Here is a 23282-nt window from a genome sequence, read left to right on the forward strand (position 1 = left end):
CGGGAAAGCTCTCTAACCCAGGTCGGGTTGCGCTGCAACAGGCTGATTACGCTAGCAGCCACAGTCGTACGAGATAAACCGCGAGGACGCCGGCCGCCATCGACGCCAGCAGATTGCGGGTGATGACATAGGTCCCGGCGGTGATGGCAGCGGCGATGACTTCGGCGGCGCTGCCGGTGACCAGAGCCGGGGCCACCAGCGAGGCCAGCACCGCGCCGGGAATATGCTTGAGCCAGGACGCGGCAAAGCCGTCGCGCGGCAGGCGATTGGCCAGCAGCAAGCCCCCGGCCTTGACCATGAAAGTCACCAGCGCCATGCCGGCGATGGCGAGCAGGGCTTCGGTGCTAGTGAGCATGGCGCAGCCTTTCGGCGATGGCCCCGGCCAGACTGCCGACCACGCCACCAATCAGAATATACCAGCTGCCCTCGATCAGCTTGGCCGAGATAATGGCCGCCAGCGCCGCCACGATCCACGGCACCAGATCGCCCTTGCCCTTCCACATGCCGAGCAGCAGCACGAGGAAGGTGGCGGTGAAGGCAAAATCGAGGCCATAGCGACTGGGATCGTCAATCGCCGAGCCCAGCGTATGGCCGATGACGGTGGTGGCCATCCAGCAGCAATAGGCCAGCACGCCGCCGCCCAGCAAAAACCCGACCGAGCCGCGCCCCTTGGCCATTTCGGCCACGGTCATCGCCCAGGTTTCGTCCGAGACAATGCCCATGATCAGCGCGCCCTTGACCTGTTCATGCGGACCAAACAAGGGCCGCAGCGTCGCCGTCAGCAGCAGATAGCGCAGATTGACGATCAGCGCAGCGATGATCAGCGGGCCGATCGGCAGGCTGGACGGCGTCGCGCTCCACAGATCGAGCGCCACGAATTGCGCCGAGCCGGCAAACACCAGCCCGCTCATCAGGATCACTTCCAGCAGGCTCAACCCGGTGCCGCGCGCCAACACGCCCCAGACAATGCCATAGGCGGCCACCGAGATGACGACGGGAATACAGGCGCGGGCGCCGGCATAGAACTGGTCGGAAAAGCGGACAGCGGGGGCGGCGGTGATCGTGGACATGGTTGATGCTTAGCCGCAGCGCGCCGCGAACGCATCAGCTTTTCGCGCCTGGGGCGATGACACTTGGTGATGGGAGCGATTGGTGGCGGTGATAAGGGTGGATTGGGCTTGTCCACTCATCGGTGTGTGTGGCCCCACCCCACCCTCATTCCCTCCCCATCGAAGGGGAGGGAGGCGCTGGCTGAGGTGTCTGTGTTCATCGTCTCCCTCCCCCTTGTGGGGAGGGATCAAGGGTGGGGGATGGGAGCCACGATATCGGGGCGCTCCGTCACCCCCTCCTAGCCTCCCCCTTCAAGGGGGAGGTACCGCGCAGTGGTCGTGACGGGATCGTGCCACGCGAGTGGAGAGACACCTCCCCCTAGATGGGGGAGGCTGGGAGGGGGTGGGGCCCCAGCCTCCGCGCCCCCGCCCACACGCCCGCAAAACGCGTTGACGCCCACCACCCTCAAGCGTAGAAACTGCGCCGTGTCATTGCCACGCCTCCAGCGCCCGTCCAGCCTGCACTCCGCCATGAGGGTGTAAATCGGTCCCTGCAGCGACCTGAAATTTTCTCAGCGTTGCGCTGTTCCCGGGGCCCCTGTCGGGGCGCTCTTTTTTGTCGAGGTTCTTCGGAGTGTTCAAATGAACCCCCAATCCAAGCCGCTCTGGCAGCGGTTCGTCGTGTTTCTCATACCGCTGATGGCCTCCAATATTCTGCAGGCGCTCTCGGGTACGGTCAATTCCATCTATATCGGGCAGATGATCGGCGTTGAGGCCCTGGCCGCCACCGCCACCTTCTTCCCCATCATGTTTTTCCTGATGAGCTTCGTCATTGGCCTGTCGGCCGGCTCGACCGTGCTGATCGGTCAGGCCTGGGGCGCGCGCAATGTCGACAAGGTCAAGCAGGTGGCCGGCACCACGCTGTTCGCCACCCTGGTGCTCGGCGCGCTGGTTGCGGTGGGCGGCGGGCTGCTCACCGAACAGATCATGACCGTGCTCGGCGCCCCGGAAAACATCCGCGAAATGTCGGTGGGCTATGCGCGCATCGTGCTGATCGGCATGCCGGGCTTTTTCATGTTCCTCGTGGTCACCTCGGTGCTGCGCGGCGTCGGCGACACCATCACCCCGCTCTTCTCGCTGATCATGTCGATGGTGGTCAGCCTGCTGGTCACCCCGGCACTGATCCTGGGCTGGTTCGGCCTGCCGCAGCTGGGCGTCAATGCTGCGGCCTGGGCGATGATCTCCGGCTTCCTCACCGTGCTGGTCTTCCTGTTCTTCTATATGCGGATCCGCAATATGCCGCTGGCGCCCGATGCGGTGCTGCTGCGCGCCATGCTGCATCCCGACTTCAAGCTGCTCGGGCTGATCCTCAAGCTGGGCGTCCCGACCGGCATGCAGATGGTGATTTCGTCCATCGCCGGCATCGTCGTGATCGGGCTGGTCAACCGCTTTGGCTCGGACGCCACTGCCGCCTATGGCGCGCTGGGGCAGGTGATGAGCTATGTGCAGTTCCCCGCCATGTCGATCGGCATCGCCGCCTCGATCTTTGCCGCCCAGGCCATCGGTGCGGGCCAGACCCAGCAATTGGGCACCATCGCCAAGACTGCCGTGCTGCTCAATCTGATCATCACCGGCGGGCTGATCGTGCTGGCCTATCTGTTCAGCCAGCATGTGGTGGCGCTGTTCATCACCGATCCCGAAGTGATCGAGCTGACCGAAACCCTGCTGCATGTGGTGCTGTGGAGCATTCTCTGCTTCGGCTGGAGCGTGGTGTTCTCGGGCATGATGCGCGCCAGCGGCACGGTCTATGCGCCGATGCTGCTGTCGCTGTCCTGTATCCTGTTCATCGAACTGCCCGGCGCGATCTGGCTCAGCCAGACCAGCCTCGGCCTCACCGGCATCTGGATCGCCTATGCCGCCAGCTTCACCATGATGCTGGTGCTACAGGCGAGCTGGTATCAGTTCGTGTGGAAGCGCAAAAAGATCGTCGCGCTGATCTAGGCTCTGAAGCGGCGCTCCAGCCAGTCGATCGCGAAAGCGACGATGGCCGGGGCGTCGACCAACACCGACGGGGCGTGGCCGATCTGGCCGCGCCTGCCCTGCCCGCTGGCCAAAAACGCGTCCACCACATCGGCGAAATAATCGTCGGCCAGGCCATCGACCACCGGATCGCTGGTGTCGAATTCCTCGAAATGCCGCCACACACTGCGGCCATTGATCAGCATCGGCGCCTCGTAGCGCCGCACACGCTTGTTCGGCAGATTAGCCAGATGCTCGGCGTGATGCAGCAGCGTCATGGTGTCGAGCGGCGCGCCAACCAGCAGGGTCTTGCCATTGGCGGCGACCAGCTTGCCGAAGGGCGAGTGCGGGCCATAGCCATAATCCAGCGCATGATCGGCGACGAACCAGTCGGCCCGCCCACCCAGGGCGGCGCAGGACGCACCGGGATTGCCGCTGCGTCTGGCGCCCGGTGTGGTGCGCAGTAATTCGGGGAAAGCGCCATTGTCGCGCGTGGCGCGGGAGCGCTCCGGATCGAAGGGCGGCACCTGCGGGCGCAGGGCATGATCGGGATAGTCGCGATCATCATAGGCCCAGTCGCAATAGGCCAGAATGGTGCCGTCGGGCCCGACCGCGTCGCCCAGCGCCGCGATCAGGGCATCCGGCCCGCCCAGTATCGGCCCGACCGACCGCAGCCCGGCATGGGTCAGCACCGCATCGCCGGGTCGCAGACCCAGTGCGGTGAGCTGTTGCGCCAGCGCCGACCGCGTCCAGACCATGGCTCACTCAGCCATTGACATAGGCGACCTTGCGCGGCTCGGCAGCAGCCACCGCATCGGCGCGGGCGTCATAGATGGAACGGGCTTCGATGATGGCGGTGTGATGCTCGGCCGACCAATCCCACAATTTGCTGATCGGACCATCCAGCGTCTTGCCCATTTCGGTCAGGCCATATTCGACGCGCGGCGGCACCTCGGGATAGATGGTGCGGGTGACCAGCCCATCGCGCTCGAGATTGCGCAAGGTCAGCGTCAGCATGCGCTGGCTGACGCCATTGATCATGCGCTTGAGCTCATTGAAGCGCAGCGTGCCGTTGCGCCCGAGCATGCCCACCACCAGCACGCTCCACTTGTCGCCGATGCGATTGAGCACGTCAGACATCGCGGTGCAGTTGGCGGATTTGGACGTGTCGTGCAGTGACATGGAATATAGCTTTCATTTCGCGTAACTCAGGCACTAATATAGACACAGTTCCTTATTGTGCCTAGGGGGCAAAAAATTACAGGCAAATTGCGAGAAAACCGCAAGAAAACCACAAGCATGCTGCCAGCCGATGCTGGCTTCAAAAGCCGGCTTCAAAACCCCGTCAGCAGCCATCCCCTTCCATTGAGGTGACGGCGCCGCGCTGCTAAGAAGGGGCGCCTTTCCCCCACCCTGGAGCCGTGTCCGTTGCTGTTTGCCCGCCGTCTTGTCCTTGTCGTCCTGCTGGCCCTGCTGAGTCTGGCGCCGGCCCGCGCCAATCCGATGCTGCTGGTCGATATGGACAATTTCGACGTGCTCTATGCCCAGGAGGCTGGCCAGCCCTGGCACCCGGCGTCGCTCACCAAGATGATGACGGCCTATGTCGCCTTCGAGCAGATCGCTCTGGGCAAGGTCACGCTCGACACCCCGGTGGTCGTCTCCAAAAAGGCCTTCAACCAGGCGCCGTCCAAATCCGGCCTGCCGGTGGGCAGTGCAGTGAGCTTGCAGGACGCGCTGTATTTGATGCTGGTCAAATCGGCCAATGACATCGCCACCGCCATCGCCGAAACCGTGGGCGGCGACGAGGCCAGCTTTGTCGGCATGATGAACGAAGCCTCCTCGCGCATGGGGCTGACCGCCACCCATTACGCCAATGCCAATGGCCTGCACGACCCGGCCCAGGTGACCTCGGCCCGCGACATGGCGATCCTGTCGCTCTATATCCGCCAGAGCTTTCCGCAATATCTGCCGATTTTCGGCACCAGCACCGTGATGCTCAACGGCAAGGCGCTGAAGTCGGAAAACAAGCTGCTGGAAAGCTTTGCTGGCACAACCGGCATGAAAACCGGCTTCGTCTGCGCCTCCGGCCTCAACATCGTCACCACTGTCGAACGCAATGGCCGCCGCCTGCTCGCCGTGGTGCTGGGCGGCGCCTCGGGCCGCGACCGCAATGAGCGGACCGCCGAATTGCTGCTCAAGGGCCTGTCGGGCGGCGCCACGCCGACCGGACAGAACGTGCTGGGCCTCGCCAACAATCCCGGCGCCGCGCCGGTCGACATGCGCCCGCTGATCTGCGGCAAGGAAGCCGCCGCCTATACCGCCGCCCAGGAAGCCGCCTTCCCCATGGGGCTCAAGGGCCAGCCGAGCTTTCTCAGTGACACGGTGATCGCCAGCTCTTATGTCGCCACCGATCTGGGCCGCATCGCCGTCGGCATCAACCTGCCGCGCCCGCGCCCGGTGCATCTGCCGCTGTTCAGCGCCCCGACCACCGAAGCCTCCCTCGGCGGCGACCTGCGCCCCGGCCTGCCCAGCACCGACTCCGCCCCCTTCCCCCGACCACGCCCGAGTTTCTAGGTTTTTGGCCCCTCGCTTCGTCTAAACGCGGTGTCATCCCGGCCTTGAGCCGGGACCCATCCTGAGATGGGTTCACCGGCCTGATCTCGAGATGGGCCCCGGCTCAAGGCCGGGGCGACACCGTGGCGTGGCAATATCAAAAACCGCCGCTTTCGGCCCGATTCCGCCCCTCCACACCCATCCCGCGCAAATGTGATCACCTGCCATGCTCTCCTGCATGGCGTTAACCCTGTTCCTTACCCGACTATTAATTTGTTCAGTCGCATTTTGCGCAGGACAATTTCCCTTCCCTTCTACGAGGACATCCATGAAGCGCCTTGGCATCATGCTTTCCGCGATCCTGCTGCTTTCCACCGCTGCCCAGGCTGCCGATCTCGGCTGGAACAGCGGCGCGAGCCCGATCTATTCGCCCACCCCGGCCTCCGGCTGGTCGGGCTTTTACGCTGGCGTCAATGCCAGCTACGGCTGGGGCACCCTGGACCGGCAGCCTGCTGCTGGCGGCGCGACGGTCTCCAACAATAGCGGCGGCGGCGCGCTGGGCGCACAGGTCGGCTACAATCTGGATATGGGCGGCTTCGTGCTCGGCACCGAAGCAGATCTGCAGTGGGCCAGCATCGGCCACACCCAGGATCTGGGCGCCGGCGACACGCTCAAGGCGGGCATCGACGTGTTCGGCACCATCCGTGGCCGCGCCGGCATGAGCTTTGGTCAGGTGATGCCCTATGTCACCGGCGGCTTTGCCGCGGGCCGTGGCAGCGTCAGCCTCGACAATGGTGTTACCACCTCGCAGACCGCCACCCATATGGGCTGGACCGTGGGCGCGGGCCTCGAAGCCCAGGCCACCTCCAACATCTCCATCAAGGCCGAATATCTCTATGTCGACCTGGGCACCCAGACCTACAACAACCTGCCCGCTCCGTTCGGCAACACCAACGCTACGCAGCGCTTCAGCGTCGTCCGCGCCGGCCTGAACTACAAGTTCTAGCCGCAGCCATCCTGTGTGGGCGTTTATTGGGAAGGGACTGGTTTCGGCCAGTCCCCTTTTTATTTGAGCCAAACCGCCCCTAACCAGTTTGCCGTGTCGGCGATGCAAGAATTGATCGCGGCGTTCATGCGATACCCTCGCTCGGCCGCGGGCGTTGAGCCCGCGCGCGGGATTGTGGGCACCCTGCTCGATCAGCTTCAGATCGGCCCGAACTGGCCGTTTCGATGGCGATCTTGAGAAAATCGGCAAGCATCGAACGCTCCATCACTTGAGATGGAACGGAGCTACGCCTTAGCGGCGTAACGGCTCTAGATCGAAAGCGGCGCTAACCCGTAACGCGGGCGTAAAGCCCCTCCGGGTTGGAGCACCGGATCAGCGATCAATCGATTTGGGCGGCCGGCCCGGCAAAGATCTGCTTCACGTCGCCGGCACAATCGGCTCTGAGCAGCAGCGTCAACAGAACCCGCGCTTTGAGCCCGTCGAGCTGGCCGGCCAGCACGACGCCGCGCCGTTGCAGATCAATCTCACCCCCGACAAAGCCGTAGGTGCTGCGCAATACTTCGCCATTGCCGGCCCGGCTGGCCAGCACGACCGGGATCGCGGTCGCGGCTCGCTCCAGCGCCGCTGCAGCATTGGGTGAGGCGTGCCCGCCACCAACCCCTTCGATGACCAGGCCAGCAAAACCCGCCTCGACCGCCGCATGGATCAGTTCCCCCTGATCATCCAGCGACAGGCGGAGCAAGGCTACCCGCTGGCTGCCGGTTACCTTGTGGCGTGGTAACCGCCATGCGCGCAGGGGTCGGGTATGGAAATGGACGCGCCCCTCGCTCACCCCACCGATGACACCCCCACCCAGCGAGACAAACGCCGATGGGCTGGTGCTGTGTCGTTTGGCGACAAACTGGGCGGCATGTATCTCGTCATTCAGGACGACAACGACGCCCATCTGCCGGGCCTCGCTGCTGGCGGCGACACGGATTGCCGCGAGTAGATTGGCCGGGCCGTCCGCCCCCGACAATGATGGATTGCGCATCGCTCCGGTGACCACGACCGCGATGTCGGGGACAACGAGCAGGTCCAGGGCAAAGGCAGTTTCCTCGATAGTGTCGGTGCCTTGGGTGATGACCGCCCCTTGGGTACCCGCAGCAGCAAGGTCGTTGATGTGCGCGGCCAACTGCACGATGTCATCGAAGGACAGGTGAGCGCCGGGCAACATCCGGAAGCTTTCGGCGCGCAGGCCCGTGAACGCCGCCAACTCGGGCACCGCCCCGAGCAGTTGATCGGCGGTCAGGGTCGGTGTGACGCCCGGCTGCGCGCCGGGAGCCATGGCAATGGTGCCGCCCAGTCCGATAACAACGACCGGCGTGGCGACAGTCTCTGCAGTCACAATGGCACCCCTTCAAACTCGGCTTCGGCAAAATGCCCGCATTCGGGGCCGGGGCGCAAGCGGCCGTTCAGGCCGGGGAGAGTCTTGAACTGGCCCATTGCGGATATTGCATCCGCAATGGGCCTTCCGACTATCGCAAGGGCTTAGTCGGCGACGGGAACCACGGCACCCTTGTATTTTTCCAGAATGAACTGGCGGATCGGCTCGGACTTCAGCACTTCGACAAGGCGAATGATTTCCGGCCGGGTTTCATCGCCGGCCCGCACGGTGATGATGTTGGCATAGGGGTTGTTTTCGGCACTTTCGACGGCGATTGGATCATTCACCGGGTCAAGGCCGGCATCGAGGGCGTAGTTGGCGTTGATCACCACGGCGTCGGCTTCATCATTGAGATGGACCTGCGCCAGCAATGCGGCTTCCACATCGGTCTTGAAGGTCAAATTCTTCGGATTGCCGACGATATCGTGCACGCGGGCGGAATAGACATCGAGGCCTTCGGGCAGGGTGACGATGCCTTCACGCACGAAGATCGCCAGAATGCGGCCTTCTTCAGCGACCGAGTCGCGCAGGATGACTTCGCCATTGTCCGGCAGGTCCTGCAGACTATCCCAGCGCTGCGAATAAAGGCCGATCGGCTCGACATGGATGCCGCCGGCATTGACGAAATCATAGTCCGGATTGTCCGCCAGAACTTCGTTCAGATAGGGCACGTGCTGGAAATAATTGGCGTCGATTTCACCCGAATCCAGCGCCGTGTTGGGCAGGATATAGTCCTGGAACGGGATGATTTCGAGTTCGATGCCTTCTGCGGCCAGGATGGGCGCGGCCTGTTCGAGGATTTCGGCGTGCGGCACATAGGATGCGCCAACCACCAGCTTGGTCTGGGCCAGAGCGGGGGTTGCCAGCACAGTTGCAGCGAGCAACGCTGCGGTGATGAGAGAGGTCTTTGCCATCATTGGCTCCTTTGGTTTTATCGTTTGTCGAGATTGCGGGTCGCCATGTCGCCAGCGAATTGAATGGCGAAGACGATGACGAGAACCATTCCGGTGGCGGCCAGCGTGACGTCGCCATTATTGCGCTGGAAACCTTCGAGATAGGCCAGATGGCCCAGCCCCCCGGCCCCGATGACCCCGGCCATGGCGGTGAAGCCAACCAGCGAGATCAGGGACACGGTGAGGCCCGAAGCCAGCGCGGGGCCTGCCTCTGGAATGAGAACTTTGAAGATGATGGTGAAAACACCGCCACCCATGGAGCGCGTCGCTTCGATCACGCCCTTGGAGACCTCGCGAAAGGCAATCTCCACCAGCCGTGCATAGAACGGCGCTGCCCCCACGATCAGCGCCGGCAAGGCGGCGTTGACGCCCAGCATGCGCCCGACCAGGAACCGGGTTACCGGGATCAGCAGCACGATCAGGATGATGAAGGGGATCGAGCGGAAAAGGTTGGTAACCAGCGACAGCGCGCCATAGGCCGAGCGATTGGCCAGCAGCTGCCCAGGACTGGTCAGAAACAACACCGTGCCGATCAGCAGCCCGAGAATAAAGGTCGCGCTGCCAGCCATGCCCGTCATGTAGAGCGTGTCGATCGTGGCCTTCCAGAACTGGTCGAGCCGGAGATTGGGAAACAGCAATTCGATCATGGCGCGGTCTCCTCGCCAATGATTTCGGCGACGATGTCGCGCTCCGCCAGATAGGCCAGCAATGCCTGCAGCGCCGCGCCCTCGGCCGGCACCTCGACATAGAGTTCACCGATAGCGGCATCGCGCGTTCGGCTCACCCGACCATGCACGATGTTGATGGGGAGGTCGAAATGCCGGATCGCGTCGGCCAGCACGGGCTGGCGGGCCCGGGGCCCGACATAGACCAGCTTGATCAGGGCACCGTCCACGAGGCCAGGGACCGTTGGGTCGAAGGTATCGGCGCTGGAAATCTGCCGCACGAAACGCTTGGTCACCTCGGCCTGGGGCTGGGCGAAAACGGCCTTGGCCGGACCGGTCTCCACCACTTTCCCGGCTTCCATCACCGCCACCTGGTCGCAGATGCGCCGAATGACATGCATCTCATGGGTAATCAGCACGATGGTCAGACCCAGCCGGCGATTGATGTCGGACAACAGGTCCAGAATGGCGTCCGTGGTCTCCGGATCGAGCGCAGAGGTGGCCTCATCGCAGAGCAACACATCGGGATGGTTGGCCAAGGCCCGGGCGATACCGACGCGCTGCTTCTGGCCACCGCTCAATTGCGCCGGGTAGGCGTCTTCGCGGCCTTCGAGCCCCACCAGACGCACCAGTTCGGCCACCCTGGCCTTGGTTGTCGCCCGGTCAACCCGGGCAATCTCGAGGGCGAAGGCAATGTTCTGCGCCACGGTGCGCGACCAGAGCAGGTTGAAATGCTGGAAGATCATGCCGATCTTCAGCCGTGCCTTGCGCAAAGCCGGCCCTTCGGCATGCGACAGATCGAGACCATCGACATGGACCGTGCCGCTATCGACCCGCTCCAGCCCGTTCAGCAGGCGGATCAGCGTGCTCTTGCCCGCGCCGCTATGGCCGATCACCCCGAAGATCTGGCCCCGCTCCACGGACAGGTCCACCTGATCGACCGCCGTGATGCGCGCGTCTCCCTGCCCAAAGGATTTAGTGGCCTTGTTCAACGAGATCAGTGCGGCGGTCAAAAAACTTTCCTGTCAAAGCGAAAACGAACACAGCTTATAGCCCGGCTCATTCACGATATGAACGGTCGTGATTAAATCTCTTTCCCTCTCCGGCCGCGCGCGGCGCAATGGTTTCGCGCGGGGTGCGGCATGGGGAGCAATCGGGTCCCGTGGCATCTGGGCGTCCATGTCTCGACCCTGTTTTTAAGCGAGACGGGCGGGACAGGCTCGGCTAGAAAATATTCGGCCGCTCTGTGGCCATGTCGGATCGGCGTGGCCGTTAGCTGTTTGGCGCTGGGCGGCGGAGGACAAGAGCGTGAGCAAGCAAGGCGAAGTGCGCACTGGAACGGCCGGCTGGGTGTTCGAACCCTGGCGCGGCAGCTTTTATCCCGAAGGCCTCGTGCAGAAAAAAGAGCTGGCCTATGCCAGCTCCCGCCTCGGCAGCATCGAGATCAACGCCACCTTCCGTGCCAACCAGAAGCCGGAGAGTTTTGCCAAATGGGCCGGCGAAGCCCGCGACGGCTTTGTCTTCGCCATCAAGGGCCCGCAACTGGTCACCCATATCAAGCGGCTGAAAAACTGCGAGATCGAACTGGCCAATTTTTTCGCCTCGGGTCCGCTGGCCCTCGGCCCCAAGCTGGGTCCATTCATCTGGCAGCTGCCGCCCAATGTCAGCTATGACCGCGATGTGCTGAGCGGCTTCCTGGCGCTGCTGCCCAAAACCGGCGCCGACTATGTCGCGCTGGCGGGCAAGGCCGATGCACGGCTCAAATCCCCGCCCTTCCTCGATACCGGCAACGTCGGCCCGATCCGTCACGCCATCGAGCTGCGCAATGCCAGCTTTGACGCGCCCGAGGTCAATGCGCTGCTGGCCGAACATAATGTTGCGCGCGTCATCGCCGACACGCCGGACAATCCATCGCGCGACCTGACCGCCGATTTCGCCTATTGCCGGTTGCAGGGACCGGCGCATGGCCATGGCGGCGGCTACCAGCCCACCGACATTGCCGACTGGGCCAAAACCGTCACCGCCTGGGCTGGATCGGGCAAGGACGTGTTTGCCTATTTCGTGCATGAGGACAAATTGCACGCCCCGGCCAATGCCATCGCCCTGCGTCAGGCGGCTGGAATCAGCCTGCCCGGCGATTGATCACAAGCCTGTTTCCGGCTGGAATTTGCCACAGCGGCACGCTATCCAGCCTTCACTCCAGCGTCACTCGAGAACCCAAATGGCCCAATCGTTCCTCCGCCCGCTCGACAAGCTTTCGGCAGGCGCCGCCTTCGTTCTCGGCCTCGTGACCATCCTGCTGGCGCTCGCCTCGCAGGTATTCGGCGGCCTCGTGCCCTGCGAACTCTGCCTCGAACAGCGCCTCGCCTATTATTATGGCCTGCCGCTGCTGTTGCTGGTGCTGCTCACCTGGAACCGGCTGCCGCTGCCGGTCTGGTATGTCGCCATGGCCATCGTCACCGCCATTTTCGTCTGGAGCACCTATATGGGGGCGTTCCACGCTGGCGTCGAATGGGGCTTCTGGCCCGGCCCGACCGCCTGCACTGGCGTCGGCGAAAGCATGGATTTCAACGCGCTGAGCAACCTGACCCCGGTCATCGGCTGCGACGTGGTGCAGTTCCGCTTCCTCGGCATTTCCATGGCCGGCTACAACGCACTGGTGTCATTGGTGATTGTGGTTTTGCTGGGCGTATCGATTGCCGCCCAGCTGCGCGGGCAGAAGCGGGGCTAGACGTCCAGAGCGGCGTCGATGTCGACAGCTGCCGATAGGACGCGGATCACCGAGATGACGTCGTCGCGCACCACATAGATGACCGCGTAGCGCCCGTGTACCCGCCGACGATACCCGCGATCGGCGAAATTAGGCAAAACGGCAAAACCGAACGGGGTTTCGGTCAGCTCAATGCAGGCGGTCTGCAACTCCTGCACAAAGGTGATGGCCCGTTTTGGACTGTCCTCGGCGATATAGTCGCCTATGCCGCGCAAATCCATTCTGGCTCGAGGAGCGAACCGCAGCCTCATGCCGATTTCTTTTCGGCCATCTCACTGTAGCGGGCCATGAGTTCAGCAAAAACGTCATCGGCCGGGATGCCGAGCCCCGCATCAATCTCGTCCAGCCCCACTTGCAGCTTGGCTTCCAACTCCTTGAACCGCGCCTCGCGCTCTTGCACCAGGCGGACGCCTTCGCGCAGCACTTCGCTTTTGGAATTGTAGCGGCCGTTCTCAACCAGATCGGTCACGACTTTTTCGAGCGTTTCGCCCAGTTCAGCGCTGATGGCCATGCCTGTTCTCCGTGCCTGAGTGAAAACCAATAATAGTTATTGGCTAAACACCTTGCAAGAGAGCACGGGCTCCGTAGCTCTACTGATCCTCAAGCTCGCCCCACCCAGCCAGCCCTACGGCTCCAGCTCGATGTCCCAGTACAAATAATCCAGCCAGCTCTTGTGCAAATGGTTGGGCGGGAAAGCCCGGCCATTATTGTGCAGGTCATATACCGTGGGTTGATACGGCGTCTGGTGCGGGAACATGCGGATTTCGCTCGGCATCCGATTGGCTTTTTTCAGATTGCACGGCGCGCAGGCGGCAACGACATTTTCCCAGGTGGTCTGGCCGCCCTTGGAGCGGGGGATGACGTGATCGAAGGTCAGATCGTCCTTGCAGCCGCAATATTGGCACAGGAAGCGATCGCGCAGGAACACGTTGAAGCGGGTAAAGGCCGGGTTCCGCGCCGGCTTGATATAATCCTTGAGCGCCACCACGCTGGGCAATTGCATGGCAAAGCTGGGCGAGCGGATCACCGTGTCATATTGCGACACGATATTCACCCGATCGAGGCACACCGCCTTGATGGCGTCCTGCCAGGACCATAGGGACAATGGATAGTAGCTGAGCGGCCGGAAGTCGGCGTTCAGCACCAGAGCGGGACAGGCCTCAGGCGACACGTGGATGGTCACTTGAGTCTCCCGGAACGGGAATCGAGTAAGTCCATAGCGCTTTATACTAAGCGCTTTGTGTCAGCCCTGTGAAGCGGGAAGCATTCGCTTTATTTTGTGATCAGGCGCTCGATGAAACGGGTGGCAAACGCCATGCCGTCCGGGGCAATGCCGTGCCCGACGCCCGGGCTCACGTGATAGTGCACCTCATAGCCGGCTTGGCGCAGCGCCAGATCGGCCTCGGCGCTATGGATCGGATCGACCACGCTGTCGTTGTCACCATGCACCAGGCACACCGGGCTCTTGGCCACACCATCACTGCCAAAGCCCTCCGGCGGCAGCAGCGCCCCGGAAAAGCCGATGATGCCCATCAGCGGGCGATCCAATGACAGCCCAACATGCAGCGCCATCATCGCGCCCTGGCTGAAACCCGCCAGCAGCGTGTTTTCCGGGGTAATGTCGGTCTGGCTCCACAGATCGTCGAGAAATTCGCGCAGCACCGGGGCTGCCTGAACCACGCCCAATTGCCGCTTGGCCAGCCGGTCGCCGTCAAAGCTGATATCGAACCACTGATAGCCCGAGGCCAGTTGCCCGCATTGTTCGGGCCCATTGGGCGAGATGAACACCGCATCGGGCAAGGCGTCCTGCCACAGCGGCGCCAGCCCGATCAGATCATTGCCGTCGCTGCCATAGCCATGCAGCAGAATCACCGCCTGCTTGGGCAGGCCACCGGAAGCGGGGGGCACCATCGGGCCGGAGAGTTTGGTCATAAAAGAATTCCTTCCCGGTCGCGCATCACCGCGAAATACCGCCAGAACAACAGGGCCGCTGCCGAACGATGGGGCGTCCAGCCAGCGGCGATGGCGATCATTTCCTTGATGGTTGGCCGCGCGTCAAGGCCAAGCCCATGCTGCACCGCCTTGAGCAGCGCCAGATCGCCGGATGGAAACACATCGCAATGGCCGGCGCAGAACATCAGATAGACCTCCGCCGTCCATGGCCCGATGCCCTTATGCGCCACCAGAGACCGCACCGCATCATCCCCCGGCAGCGTCTCCAGCGCGTCGAAATCCAGCGTCCCATCCACCACCGCCTCGGCGATCACCCGCACGGTGCGAAACTTGCCTCCGGAAAAGCCGGTGGCGCGCACCGACTCCTCGCTCAGCGCCAGATAGGTTGCCGGATCGAGCGCCCCGGGCAGCAGCTCAAACCGGCTCCAGATCGCCGACGCACTGGCCACCGACACCTGTTGGCCGCAGATCACCTTGGCCATGCCGACAAAGCCCCGGCGATTGATCCGCGGCGGCACCACCCCGGCAAAATCGCGCACCGGGCCCAGCCGCGGATCGAGCCCCACCAGCGCCTCGATATGGGCGGCAATGGCGTCGACACTATCGAGGCGCGGTGACGGCGGCAGCAGGCCTATGGTAGAACCGTCCTGTGTCGCCGAATCCATCCAGTCCCGTCCTTCGTTTTGCCCCCAGCCCCAATGGGAGGCTGCATCTCGGCCATGCCTATTCGGCGCTCTATACCTGGCGCGCCGCCGCCCAGCTGGGTGGCACGGCCCTGCTGCGCATCGAAGACATTGATACCGAGCGCAGTAAACCCGAATTCACCGCCACAATCATCGACGATCTGCATTGGCTGGGGCTCGACTGGCCCGAACCGGTGCTGCGCCAGTCCGACCGGCTCGACGCCTATGCCGAGGCCGGCAACCGTTTGCGCGAGCAAAACCTGCTCTATCCCTGCTTCTGCGCCCGCAGCGAGATCGCCGCCCATGCCGATGGCAGCGACCCCGATGGCGCCCCGCTCTATCCCGGCACCTGCCGCCATCTCGACCGCGGCGAGCAGATCGAGCGGCTGGAACGCGGCGATCCGGTGCAGTTCCGCCTCGATACCGCCAAGGCCATGGACCGTGTCGGCATGCTCAGCTTTACCGTGGTCGGCCCGCTGCTCACCGACCGGCCGCAAATCCGCTATGCCAAGCCCGAACGCTGGGGCGATGTGGTGCTGCAGCGCAAGGGCATCCCCACCAGCTATCACCTCAGCGTCGTGGTCGACGACGCGGCGCAGAATATCACCCATGTGACGCGCGGCCGCGACATGGAGGCGGCCACCGATATCCACACGCTGCTGCAAATGCTGCTCGGCCTGCCGGCGCCGGTCTATAATTTTCATCGCCTGATTCTGGATGATTCCGGCAAAAAGCTGGCCAAATCCAAGGGCGCCGAAAGCCTCGCGGCCTTGCGCGCCCAAGGCTGGACGCAAGAGGATGTGCGGCGCGCGGTCGGGTTTTAGGCTCCCTTGCCGATCCGCCCCAGATGGGTCAGCGAAAATCCCTCCAGCGCTTTGAGGCCATAGCCCAGCATCCGGTCAAAGCCGGCATGGGCCAGGAACAGCGCGCCACAGGCTGCAAGCGCCGGCACGGCAAACACCGATCCTGCCGCCAGCAGCACCAGGCCAAAGCCATAGATATGCACGATATTGTAGCCCACTGCGCCCACCCTTGGGCCGAACGCATAGGCCAAAAAACTCAGGTCAGGCGCAAAGAACACCGGGATCGCCAGCCACCACGCCCAGCCACTATCCAGCTGCCAGAACAGGACCAAAGCGCCCACCAGCACCAGCGCGCCCTCAAACCGCTGCCAGATCACGAACCAGCTCATCGCACGCCACCTTCCATTGCTTTCCGTGTCCCTCGCCATGGCAACGGACATTAGGCACCCCCATCTACTCGGACAAGCCGATCCATTTGTGACAACCGGCCGCGCTGATCACCGACAGGGAATTGTTCACCTCGTCCCGGATTCGTGCGATCTATGATGCGCTGGCCGCAGGTCTTGCCGCCTCCATCACTGACCAGCGCTCCAATCGGTAGGATGTCATGCAACTCGCTCTCAATATCGCCATCGCCCTCGCCTTGCTCTTCGTTGTCGTCGTGCTGGGCATGGGTCTGTGGAACATGACCAAGGGCGGGCCGGGCAGTACCAGCCAGAAGCTGATGCGCCTGCGCGTCGCCGGTCAGGCCGTGGTGCTGCTGCTGCTGATGGCCGCCTTGTTCTTCTTCGGCGCCGGGCGCGGCTAGCATGGTCAAGCTCAACCGCATCTACACCCGCACTGGCGACGACGGCACCACCGGGCTGGTGCGCGGCCCCCGCCGCCCCAAATTCGATTTGCGCGTCGACGCCTATGGCACGGTGGAAGAGGCCAACGCCACTATCGGCGCGGCGCGTATCCATACCGGCTCCATGCCCAAAATCGATATGCTGCTGGGCCGGATCCAGAATGATCTGTTCGATGTCGGCTCCGATCTGGCAACGCCGGGTGCCGACAGCCCCGACGCCGATTTCCCCTCATTGCGCATCCGCGCCGTGCAGACCGCTTTCCTCGAGCAGCAGATCGACCATTTCAATGCCGATCTGGCGCCGCTGAAAAGCTTCATCCTGCCCGCCGGCACGCCGCTGTCGGCGGCCCTGCACATCGCCCGCACCGTCACCCGCCGCGCCGAGCGCATCACCGTCGAACTGGCCGCTGCCGAGCCCGACACCAGCCCCGAGGCCGTGCGCTATCTCAACCGCCTGTCGGATCTGCTCTTCGTGCTGGCCCGCGTCGCCAATAATAATGGCGCCAAGGATGTGCTGTGGGTCCCCGGCAACCATGGCGATGTCAAAAAGGGCGGTCGCGACTAGGCCCCCGATCTCCGCGCGGGTCTGGAACCGACCGGAGTTTCAAGACATTAGTGCAGCCGGGCGATGTCGCCAGGGTAAGGGCCAAAAGCAATGTTTCTGCCGCTGCATGACACCAATCCCATGCGCCATATCGGTTTCCCCTATGTCACCTATGGGCTGATCGGCCTCACCATCATCTGTTTCATGCTGCAGGCGGTGCTACCGCCGGCGGCCTTCGATCAGGCCACCATCGATTTCGGCATGATCCCCATCGTGGTGCGCGATCTCTATCCCCAACCGGTGCCGTGGCTGCCCGATTGGGCGACGCTGGTGACCTATGCGTTCCTGCATGCTGATTGGCTGCATCTGCTCAGCAACATGCTGTTTCTGTGGGTGTTCGGCGACAATATCGAGGACGCGCTGGGCCATTTCAAATTCGCCCTGTTTTACCTCGCCTGCGCCGTGCTCGCCGCGCTGGCGCATCTGGCGTTCAACCTCAACGACAATGGCCCGCTGATCGGCGCTTCGGGCGCCGTGGCCGGGGTGATGGGCGCCTATATCCTGCTTTACCCGCATGCCCGCGTCTTCGTGCTGGCCCGCATCGTCATCCCGATTCCGCTGCCGGTCCCCGCCTTCTGGATGCTCGGCTTCTGGGTGGCGACGCAGTTGTTTTACGTGCTGATCGGCTCGGAAGAACCTGTCGCCTGGTGGGCGCATCTGGGCGGCTTCCTCGCCGGCATCGTGCTGGCCGCCCTGCTCAAGCGGCGCGACGTGCCGCTGTTCGGCGGTCGCTGGGCGCCGGCTGCGCGCTAATTCAAACTAAATTAACACCGTCGCCGAAGACTTTGTTTACGCCGCCCTCCTAGGCTCCCGCCTGGACCAGTCAGCACAGGAGGTCTGCGATGAATACCGACCTCTCGACCCAGATGATGGCGATGAATTCGGTCAAGCTGCAAACCAGCGTGCAGATTGCCGTGTTCAAAAAAGCCCATGAGATGCAGACCGACCTGCTCGAAACCCTGATGCAGTCGGCGCTTTCGACCCCACCGCCCGGTCAGGGCGCCAAGGTCGACAAGCTGGCCTAGGGAGAAGGTGATGAGCAATGCTCTCGGTATCAGCCCATCGGTGATGATCAACCGCATGGTGGATCGCGCCGGCACCCCGCTGGCCGCCCAATTGGCCAAAGTCGCCGAATTGCGCATGGAACTGATGCTGGCCGTCGACGACGACCAGCAACAAGCCGCCAGCGCCAGCCCCACCGGCGAAGCCCCGGCCGTAGCGCTCAGTTCAGGCGCGGTGGTGGACCGGCTTATCTGATTTTCTTCTTCCCTTCTCCCCTTGAGGGAGAAGGTGCCCGAAGGGCGGATGAGGGGTTGCTTCCCCAAGCATTGAAGCATGGGCCTGCGCAGCACCCCTCACCCTGCTTTTCCGCTGAACGCGGCAAAGCTGTCCCTCTCCCTCAAGGGGAGAGGGGAAGAAAGGTAGAACTAGCTCTTGAGCGCCAACAGCGCCTCAACCACCGCTTCGCCATCGGCGCTATGCCACTCCGCCGGGCCCTGCAGCACGGCCAGCTCGCAGCCATTTTCATCCAGCACTAGCGTCGCCGGCAGGCCCACGGCCACGGCCTGCTGCTTCAGCCGCTCGAAGGCGGCAAACGTGTTGTCGGCATAAAGCGGCAGATTGGCGAACGCGCCGTCATCAAGGAACGACTGCGCCTTGGCCACCCCGCCCTCGCCAATATCGAGATTGATCGGCAGCACCATGAAGGCGTCCGAATTATATTTCGTCGCCAGCGCGTCGAGCGCCGGCATTTCCTCGCGACACGGCACGCACCAGCTGGCCCAGAAATTGACCAGCAGCGCCTTGCCCTTGAAATCAGCAATGGTCATGGCCTTGCCGTCGGCGTCCTTGAACGCCAGCGTGGCATAGCCGCGCCCTTCGCCGGTGCCATTCAGCGCCGCCAGCTCGCCCTTGGCCGCAGCGTCGATCGCCTGCGCCGCCGCGTCCTGCACCGGACATTCCTTTGCCTGTCCAGCATTGCCGAGCCACAGCCACGCCGCTATAGCTAGCGCCAATCCCGTCACCCCCAGGATGACCCACAGCCGGACCCGGCTGTGGGTCATCCTGGGGCGAGGCGCGTGCATATCGGTCATAAAGCAATCTCCGAGGTATTCGATGAGCAACAAGATGTGGGGCGGGCGGTTTGCCACCGGCCCGGACGCCATCATGGAAGAAATCAACGCCTCGATCGGATTCGACCAGCGTTTATTCCGCCAGGATATTGCCGGATCGATCGCCCATGCCACAATGCTCGCCGAGACGGGCATTCTGACGCAGGAGGATCGCGACAGCATCGTCGCAGGTCTAACCGAGGTGCTGGCTGAAATCGAGGGTGGCAGCTTCACGTTCTCGCGGGCGCTGGAAGACATTCACATGAATGTCGAAAGCCGCTTGCGTGAAAAGATCGGCGATGCCGCCGGCCGGCTGCACACCGCCCGTTCGCGCAACGATCAGGTCGCGACCGATTTCAAGCTCTATGTCCGCGACACCATCGACACGCTGGTGATCCAGATTCACACCCTGCAGCTGGCGCTGGTTACCCGCGCCGAGCAGGAAGCCACCACCATCATGCCCGGCTTCACCCATCTGCAAAGCGCCCAGCCGGTGACCTTTGGCCACCATTTGCTGGCCTATGTCGAAATGCTCGGCCGCGACGCCGGCCGCCTGCTCGATGCCAGGAAGCGCCTCAACGAGAGCCCGCTCGGCTCGGCGGCGCTGGCCGGCACGCCCTATCCCATCGACCGGCAGATGACCGCGAACGCGCTCGGCTTTGACCGCCCGACCGCCAATTCGCTCGACGCCGTCTCCGACCGTGATTTCATCCTCGAAACCCTGGCCGCCGCCTCGATCTGCGCCATGCATCTGTCGCGCTTCGCCGAGGAAATGGTGATCTGGAGTTCGGCTCAGTTCGGCTTCATCAAGCTCAGCGACAAATTCACCACCGGCTCTTCCATTATGCCGCAGAAGCGCAATCCGGACGCCGCCGAGCTGGTGCGCGCCAAGATCGGCCGCATTCTGGGCGCGCTGACCAGCCTGATCGTGGTGATGAAGGGCCTGCCCTTGGCCTATTCCAAGGACATGCAGGAAGACAAGGAAGTCGCCTTCGATGCGCTCGACGCGCTGTCGCTGTCGCTGGCCGCCATGACCGGCATGGTCGGCGATCTCACCGCCAACCGCGAACGCATGCGCGTCTCGGCCGCCGCCGGCTTCTCCACCGCCACCGATATCGCCGACTGGCTGGTGCGCGAGCTGAACATCCCGTTCCGCGACGCCCATCACATCACCGGCCAGATCGTTGCGCTGGCCGAACAGAAAAACACCGGCTTGGAAGGCCTCACCATCGAGGACTTCAAGACCATCGATGAGCGCATCGACAGCCGCATCCACAAGGTGCTCACCGTCGAAGCCTCGGTCGCCGCCCGCAAATCCTATGGCGGCACCGCCCCATCCAACGTGCTGATCCAGGCCGCCCGCTGGAAAACCGAGCTGACCGGCCAGCCCCACGACCCCCTGCCGCTGCCCAAGTCGCGTGGCAGTCATGGCGATGGTGGGGTTGAATAATTTCTCAACTGCCCCAATGCTCCCCTGCGGGACCTGTCGCGATTTTGCCCCACCCACGATGTCACCCCGGCCTGAGCCGGGGCCCATCTCCCGATCCCGCCGGCGCCCCCATCTCAGGATGGGTCCCGGCTCAAGGCCGGGATGACGCCGCATTGGTGACTGGCATTTGGCAACAGACTCCCTGCCGAAAAATAAGGAGAATTTGGTGGCCAAAAAACCCCGACAGATGCGCCTCACCGAGCGTCATGTCGGCTATCTCCAGCCCCAAATCCTGTCCGACGTGCTGCCCCCGCCGCCGCCCGGCCTGCGCGAGGCCGGCCCGGACGATCACCGCAACACCATTGCCAGCCTGTTCGGCCCCGATCCCGGCGCCGACGAAGTCTGGATTTTCGCCTATGGCTCGCTGATCTGGAAACCGGCCTGCGACTTCGTCGAAATGCGCACCGGGCTAGTGCGCGGCTGGCACCGCTCATTTTGCCTCGGCTGGAACAACCGCTTTCGCGGCAGCGATGAGAATCCCGGCCTGATGCTGGCGCTGGATCGCGGCGGCGCCTGCAAGGGCGTACTGTATCGCCTGCCGCCCGACCGGGTCGAACACTGCCTGACCCAGCTATTCGAGCGCGAAATGGGTTGGCGGCCCTCGCCCTTCCCGCCCCGCTTCGTCAATGTCGCCACCGACGAGCGCAGCATCCGCGCCCTCACCTTCTGCATCGACCGCAATTCGGGTCGCTATGTCTCGGGTCTCAGCATCGACGCCATCGCCGACATGCTGGCCACCGCCGTCGGCTCGCGCGGCTCGATGGCCGAATATCTGTTCGCCACGGTCAAGCACCTTGAGGATATCGGCATTCACGATCCCCATCTCTGGCGCCTGCAAGCCATGGTCGCCGACCGCATCGAAGCCACCTATGAGGCCGCGCGCTAAGTCGGGCTTTTGTTTTTCACGGCGTCAGTTTAGATCACCGGGCCCTCCCTTCTCCCCTCGTGGGAGAAGGTGGCTCGCGTAGCGAGACGGATGAGGGGGCAACGCGGGTTGAGCAAACCCCTCACCCGCCCTTCGGGCACCCTCTCCCACAAGGGGAGAGGGGGAAGACAGGAAGATTGGCCTTGGTCCACCATTTTCAACACCGCGACGACACGCTGTTTGCCGAGGACGTCAATCTCAACGAGCTCGCCGCCAAGGTTGGCACGCCGTTTTACGTCTATTCCAGCGCCGCCCTCCGCAGCCAGGTGCGCGCGGTACAGGCCGCCTTTGACGGCATCCCCACCCTGCTCGCCTATGCGATGAAGGCCAATTCCAATCAGGCCGTGCTCAAGCTGATGGCCAGCGAGGGCGCCGGCGCCGATGTGGTGTCGCTCGGCGAATTGGAACGCGCTTTGGCCGCCGGCATCAAGCCGGCAAAGATCGTGTTTTCCGGCGTCGCCAAGACCGTCGCCGAAATGCGCCGCGGCCTCGAAGTCGGCATCAAATGCTTCAACCTCGAAAGCGAGCCCGAACTCGAACGCCTGTCGATGATCGCCCAGGATATGGGCCTGACCGCCAAGGTCTCGGTCCGCATCAATCCTGACGTCGATGCCCGCACCCACGCCAAGATTTCCACCGGCAAGGCCGAGAATAAATTCGGCATCGCCTATGCCCGCGCCCGCGAAGTCTATGCCCGCATCGCCGAGCTGCCCAATGTCGAAGCCGTGGGCGTCGACATGCATATCGGCAGCCAGATCACCGAACTCGCCCCCTTCGCCGAGGCCTTCACCCTGCTCGCCGACCTGGTCAAGGCGCTCCAGGCCGACGGCCACGCCATCGCGCATATCGATGTCGGTGGCGGCCTCGGCATTGTCTATAACGCCGAGGAAGACGCGCCGCCCCTACCGGCCGCCTATGCCGACGTGGTGCGCGACAAAATCGGCCAGCTCGGCTGCACCCTGGTGATCGAACCCGGCCGGCTGCTGGTCGGCAATGCCGGCATCCTCGTCACCAAGGTCGAATATGTGAAGGAAGGCGGCACCAATTTCGTCATCGTCGACGCGGCGATGAATGATCTGCTGCGCCCGACGCTGTATGAGGCCTATCACGACGTCCAGCCGGTCAATCACTCCAACCTCGCCCCGATCACCGCCGACATCGTCGGCCCGGTCTGCGAGACGGGTGACTATCTCGCCAAGGGCCGCACCATGCCCGGCGTCAAGGAAGGCGATCTCCTGGCGGTGATGAGCGCCGGCGCCTATGGCGCGGTGATGGCCTCGACCTATAATTCGCGCCCGCTGATCCCCGAAGTACTGGTCGACGGCACCCGCCACCACGTCATCCGCCCGCGCAAATCGCTGGAAGAATTGCTGGCCCTCGATAGCGTGCCGGACTGGCTGTAGGCGACACTCCGCACATACTCGGT

General features: G+C 63.4%; 29 protein-coding genes. 14 read left to right on the top strand and 15 right to left on the bottom strand.

Going from position 1 to position 23282, the window contains the following annotated elements:
* Positions 1-46 precede the first annotated feature (46 nt).
* Both ACX3OZ_RS05740 and ACX3OZ_RS05745 read right to left on the bottom strand, forming a co-directional pair.
* Positions 47-355: an AzlD family protein gene (locus tag ACX3OZ_RS05740; protein WP_459104008.1), complete on the bottom strand. Its 309-nt coding sequence runs from the start codon at positions 353-355 to the stop codon at positions 47-49.
* The gene (locus ACX3OZ_RS05745; protein ID WP_459093802.1) at positions 345-1070 is read right to left on the bottom strand and encodes an AzlC family ABC transporter permease; all 726 of its coding nucleotides are present in this window, start codon (positions 1068-1070) and stop codon (positions 345-347) included. The genes ACX3OZ_RS05740 and ACX3OZ_RS05745 overlap by 11 nt, the downstream gene beginning before the upstream one ends.
* Before the next feature lie 621 nt (positions 1071-1691).
* Here ACX3OZ_RS05745 and ACX3OZ_RS05750 point away from each other — a divergent pair.
* Positions 1692-3050: an MATE family efflux transporter gene (locus tag ACX3OZ_RS05750; RefSeq protein WP_459104009.1), complete on the top strand. Its 1359-nt coding sequence runs from the start codon at positions 1692-1694 to the stop codon at positions 3048-3050.
* On the opposite strand, the gene aac(3) is transcribed toward ACX3OZ_RS05750, so the two are convergent.
* Positions 3047-3826 carry an aminoglycoside 3-N-acetyltransferase gene (gene aac(3) / locus ACX3OZ_RS05755; RefSeq protein ID WP_459093804.1) on the bottom strand — a complete coding sequence of 260 codons (780 nt, stop codon included), beginning with the start codon at positions 3824-3826 and terminating at the stop codon, positions 3047-3049. The two genes, ACX3OZ_RS05750 and aac(3), sit on opposite strands and share 4 nt — an antisense overlap.
* A gap of 7 nt (positions 3827-3833) precedes the next feature.
* Positions 3834-4250, bottom strand: coding sequence for a winged helix-turn-helix transcriptional regulator (locus ACX3OZ_RS05760; RefSeq protein ID WP_459093805.1), 417 nt, complete (start codon positions 4248-4250; stop codon positions 3834-3836).
* A gap of 246 nt (positions 4251-4496) precedes the next feature.
* Between ACX3OZ_RS05760 and ACX3OZ_RS05765 the strand changes: the two genes are divergently transcribed.
* Together ACX3OZ_RS05765 and ACX3OZ_RS05770 are read left to right on the top strand one after the other, a co-directional pair.
* A complete protein-coding gene (locus tag ACX3OZ_RS05765) occupies positions 4497-5642 on the top strand; it encodes a D-alanyl-D-alanine carboxypeptidase family protein (RefSeq protein ID WP_459093806.1) in 1146 nt (381 codons plus the stop codon).
* 307 nt (positions 5643-5949) lie between these two features.
* Positions 5950-6627 (top strand): outer membrane protein, encoded by a 678-nt coding sequence (locus ACX3OZ_RS05770; protein WP_459104010.1) that lies wholly within the window; start codon positions 5950-5952, stop codon positions 6625-6627.
* A gap of 379 nt (positions 6628-7006) precedes the next feature.
* Here ACX3OZ_RS05770 and ACX3OZ_RS05775 read toward each other — a convergent pair whose 3' ends face one another.
* The 4 genes from ACX3OZ_RS05775 to ACX3OZ_RS05790 all read right to left on the bottom strand — a co-directional run bounded on the left by ACX3OZ_RS05775 (position 7007) and on the right by ACX3OZ_RS05790 (position 10684).
* The gene (locus ACX3OZ_RS05775; RefSeq protein ID WP_459104011.1) at positions 7007-8014 is read right to left on the bottom strand and encodes an asparaginase; all 1008 of its coding nucleotides are present in this window, start codon (positions 8012-8014) and stop codon (positions 7007-7009) included.
* Between the two features lie 143 nt (positions 8015-8157).
* Positions 8158-8967: a MetQ/NlpA family ABC transporter substrate-binding protein gene (locus ACX3OZ_RS05780; RefSeq protein WP_459093809.1), complete on the bottom strand. Its 810-nt coding sequence runs from the start codon at positions 8965-8967 to the stop codon at positions 8158-8160.
* 17 nt (positions 8968-8984) lie between these two features.
* Positions 8985-9653, bottom strand: a complete 669-nt coding sequence (locus ACX3OZ_RS05785; RefSeq protein WP_459093810.1) for a methionine ABC transporter permease — start codon at positions 9651-9653, stop codon at positions 8985-8987.
* Entirely contained in the window at positions 9650-10684 is a 1035-nt protein-coding gene (locus ACX3OZ_RS05790; RefSeq protein WP_459093811.1) for a methionine ABC transporter ATP-binding protein, read from the bottom strand. Before ACX3OZ_RS05790 ends, ACX3OZ_RS05785 begins: the two co-directional genes overlap by 4 nt.
* A gap of 295 nt (positions 10685-10979) precedes the next feature.
* Between ACX3OZ_RS05790 and ACX3OZ_RS05795 the strand changes: the two genes are divergently transcribed.
* Together ACX3OZ_RS05795 and ACX3OZ_RS05800 are read left to right on the top strand one after the other, a co-directional pair.
* Positions 10980-11813 (top strand): DUF72 domain-containing protein, encoded by an 834-nt coding sequence (locus ACX3OZ_RS05795; RefSeq protein ID WP_459093812.1) that lies wholly within the window; start codon positions 10980-10982, stop codon positions 11811-11813.
* 79 nt (positions 11814-11892) lie between these two features.
* Positions 11893-12402, top strand: a complete 510-nt coding sequence (locus tag ACX3OZ_RS05800; RefSeq protein WP_459093813.1) for a disulfide bond formation protein B — start codon at positions 11893-11895, stop codon at positions 12400-12402.
* On the opposite strand, the gene ACX3OZ_RS05805 is transcribed toward ACX3OZ_RS05800, so the two are convergent.
* The 5 genes from ACX3OZ_RS05805 to ACX3OZ_RS05825 all read right to left on the bottom strand — a co-directional run bounded on the left by ACX3OZ_RS05805 (position 12399) and on the right by ACX3OZ_RS05825 (position 15059).
* A complete protein-coding gene (locus ACX3OZ_RS05805; protein WP_459093814.1) occupies positions 12399-12692 on the bottom strand; it encodes a type II toxin-antitoxin system RelE/ParE family toxin in 294 nt (97 codons plus the stop codon). The genes ACX3OZ_RS05800 and ACX3OZ_RS05805 overlap by 4 nt on opposite strands.
* A complete protein-coding gene (locus tag ACX3OZ_RS05810) occupies positions 12689-12952 on the bottom strand; it encodes a type II toxin-antitoxin system ParD family antitoxin (protein WP_459104012.1) in 264 nt (87 codons plus the stop codon). The genes ACX3OZ_RS05805 and ACX3OZ_RS05810 overlap by 4 nt, the downstream gene beginning before the upstream one ends.
* A gap of 114 nt (positions 12953-13066) precedes the next feature.
* The gene (locus ACX3OZ_RS05815; protein WP_459093816.1) at positions 13067-13624 is read right to left on the bottom strand and encodes an HNH endonuclease; all 558 of its coding nucleotides are present in this window, start codon (positions 13622-13624) and stop codon (positions 13067-13069) included.
* 89 nt (positions 13625-13713) lie between these two features.
* Entirely contained in the window at positions 13714-14373 is a 660-nt protein-coding gene (locus ACX3OZ_RS05820; RefSeq protein ID WP_459093817.1) for an alpha/beta hydrolase, read from the bottom strand.
* The gene (locus ACX3OZ_RS05825) at positions 14370-15059 is read right to left on the bottom strand and encodes a DNA-3-methyladenine glycosylase family protein (RefSeq protein WP_459093818.1); all 690 of its coding nucleotides are present in this window, start codon (positions 15057-15059) and stop codon (positions 14370-14372) included. The genes ACX3OZ_RS05820 and ACX3OZ_RS05825 overlap by 4 nt, the downstream gene beginning before the upstream one ends.
* Between ACX3OZ_RS05825 and gluQRS the strand changes: the two genes are divergently transcribed.
* Positions 15044-15901 carry a tRNA glutamyl-Q(34) synthetase GluQRS gene (gene gluQRS, locus ACX3OZ_RS05830; RefSeq protein WP_459093819.1) on the top strand — a complete coding sequence of 286 codons (858 nt, stop codon included), beginning with the start codon at positions 15044-15046 and terminating at the stop codon, positions 15899-15901. The genes ACX3OZ_RS05825 and gluQRS overlap by 16 nt on opposite strands.
* Here the strand turns inward: gluQRS and ACX3OZ_RS05835 are convergent.
* A complete protein-coding gene (locus ACX3OZ_RS05835; RefSeq protein WP_459093820.1) occupies positions 15898-16269 on the bottom strand; it encodes a DUF4260 domain-containing protein in 372 nt (123 codons plus the stop codon). The genes gluQRS and ACX3OZ_RS05835 overlap by 4 nt on opposite strands.
* A gap of 218 nt (positions 16270-16487) precedes the next feature.
* On the opposite strand from ACX3OZ_RS05835, the gene ACX3OZ_RS05840 reads away from it, so the two are divergent.
* The 5 genes from ACX3OZ_RS05840 to ACX3OZ_RS05860 all read left to right on the top strand — a co-directional run bounded on the left by ACX3OZ_RS05840 (position 16488) and on the right by ACX3OZ_RS05860 (position 18588).
* A complete protein-coding gene (locus ACX3OZ_RS05840; protein ID WP_459093821.1) occupies positions 16488-16688 on the top strand; it encodes a twin transmembrane helix small protein in 201 nt (66 codons plus the stop codon).
* A 1-nt stretch (position 16689) separates the two neighbouring features.
* On the top strand, positions 16690-17292 hold the full coding sequence (locus ACX3OZ_RS05845) for a cob(I)yrinic acid a,c-diamide adenosyltransferase (RefSeq protein WP_459093822.1): 603 nt from the start codon (positions 16690-16692) through the stop codon (positions 17290-17292).
* Positions 17293-17382: 90 nt separating this feature from the next.
* Complete coding sequence (locus ACX3OZ_RS05850; protein WP_459093823.1) at positions 17383-18084, top strand: rhomboid family intramembrane serine protease; 702 nt, start codon at positions 17383-17385, stop codon at positions 18082-18084.
* A gap of 89 nt (positions 18085-18173) precedes the next feature.
* Positions 18174-18356: a putative motility protein gene (locus ACX3OZ_RS05855; RefSeq protein WP_459093824.1), complete on the top strand. Its 183-nt coding sequence runs from the start codon at positions 18174-18176 to the stop codon at positions 18354-18356.
* 10 nt (positions 18357-18366) lie between these two features.
* Positions 18367-18588: a hypothetical protein gene (locus ACX3OZ_RS05860; protein ID WP_459093825.1), complete on the top strand. Its 222-nt coding sequence runs from the start codon at positions 18367-18369 to the stop codon at positions 18586-18588.
* Positions 18589-18758: 170 nt separating this feature from the next.
* Here ACX3OZ_RS05860 and ACX3OZ_RS05865 read toward each other — a convergent pair whose 3' ends face one another.
* Positions 18759-19424 (bottom strand): TlpA family protein disulfide reductase, encoded by a 666-nt coding sequence (locus tag ACX3OZ_RS05865; protein WP_459104013.1) that lies wholly within the window; start codon positions 19422-19424, stop codon positions 18759-18761.
* Between the two features lie 22 nt (positions 19425-19446).
* Between ACX3OZ_RS05865 and argH the strand changes: the two genes are divergently transcribed.
* The 3 genes from argH (at position 19447) to lysA (ending at position 23259) form a co-directional block, all read left to right on the top strand.
* Complete coding sequence (gene argH / locus ACX3OZ_RS05870; RefSeq protein ID WP_459093827.1) at positions 19447-20892, top strand: argininosuccinate lyase; 1446 nt, start codon at positions 19447-19449, stop codon at positions 20890-20892.
* Between the two features lie 205 nt (positions 20893-21097).
* Positions 21098-21817, top strand: a complete 720-nt coding sequence (locus tag ACX3OZ_RS05875; RefSeq protein ID WP_459093828.1) for a gamma-glutamylcyclotransferase — start codon at positions 21098-21100, stop codon at positions 21815-21817.
* Positions 21818-21999: 182 nt separating this feature from the next.
* The gene (gene lysA, locus ACX3OZ_RS05880) at positions 22000-23259 is read left to right on the top strand and encodes a diaminopimelate decarboxylase (RefSeq protein WP_459093829.1); all 1260 of its coding nucleotides are present in this window, start codon (positions 22000-22002) and stop codon (positions 23257-23259) included.
* Positions 23260-23282 lie beyond the last annotated feature (23 nt).

The sequence above is a fragment of the Devosia sp. A369 genome (assembly GCF_054489345.1).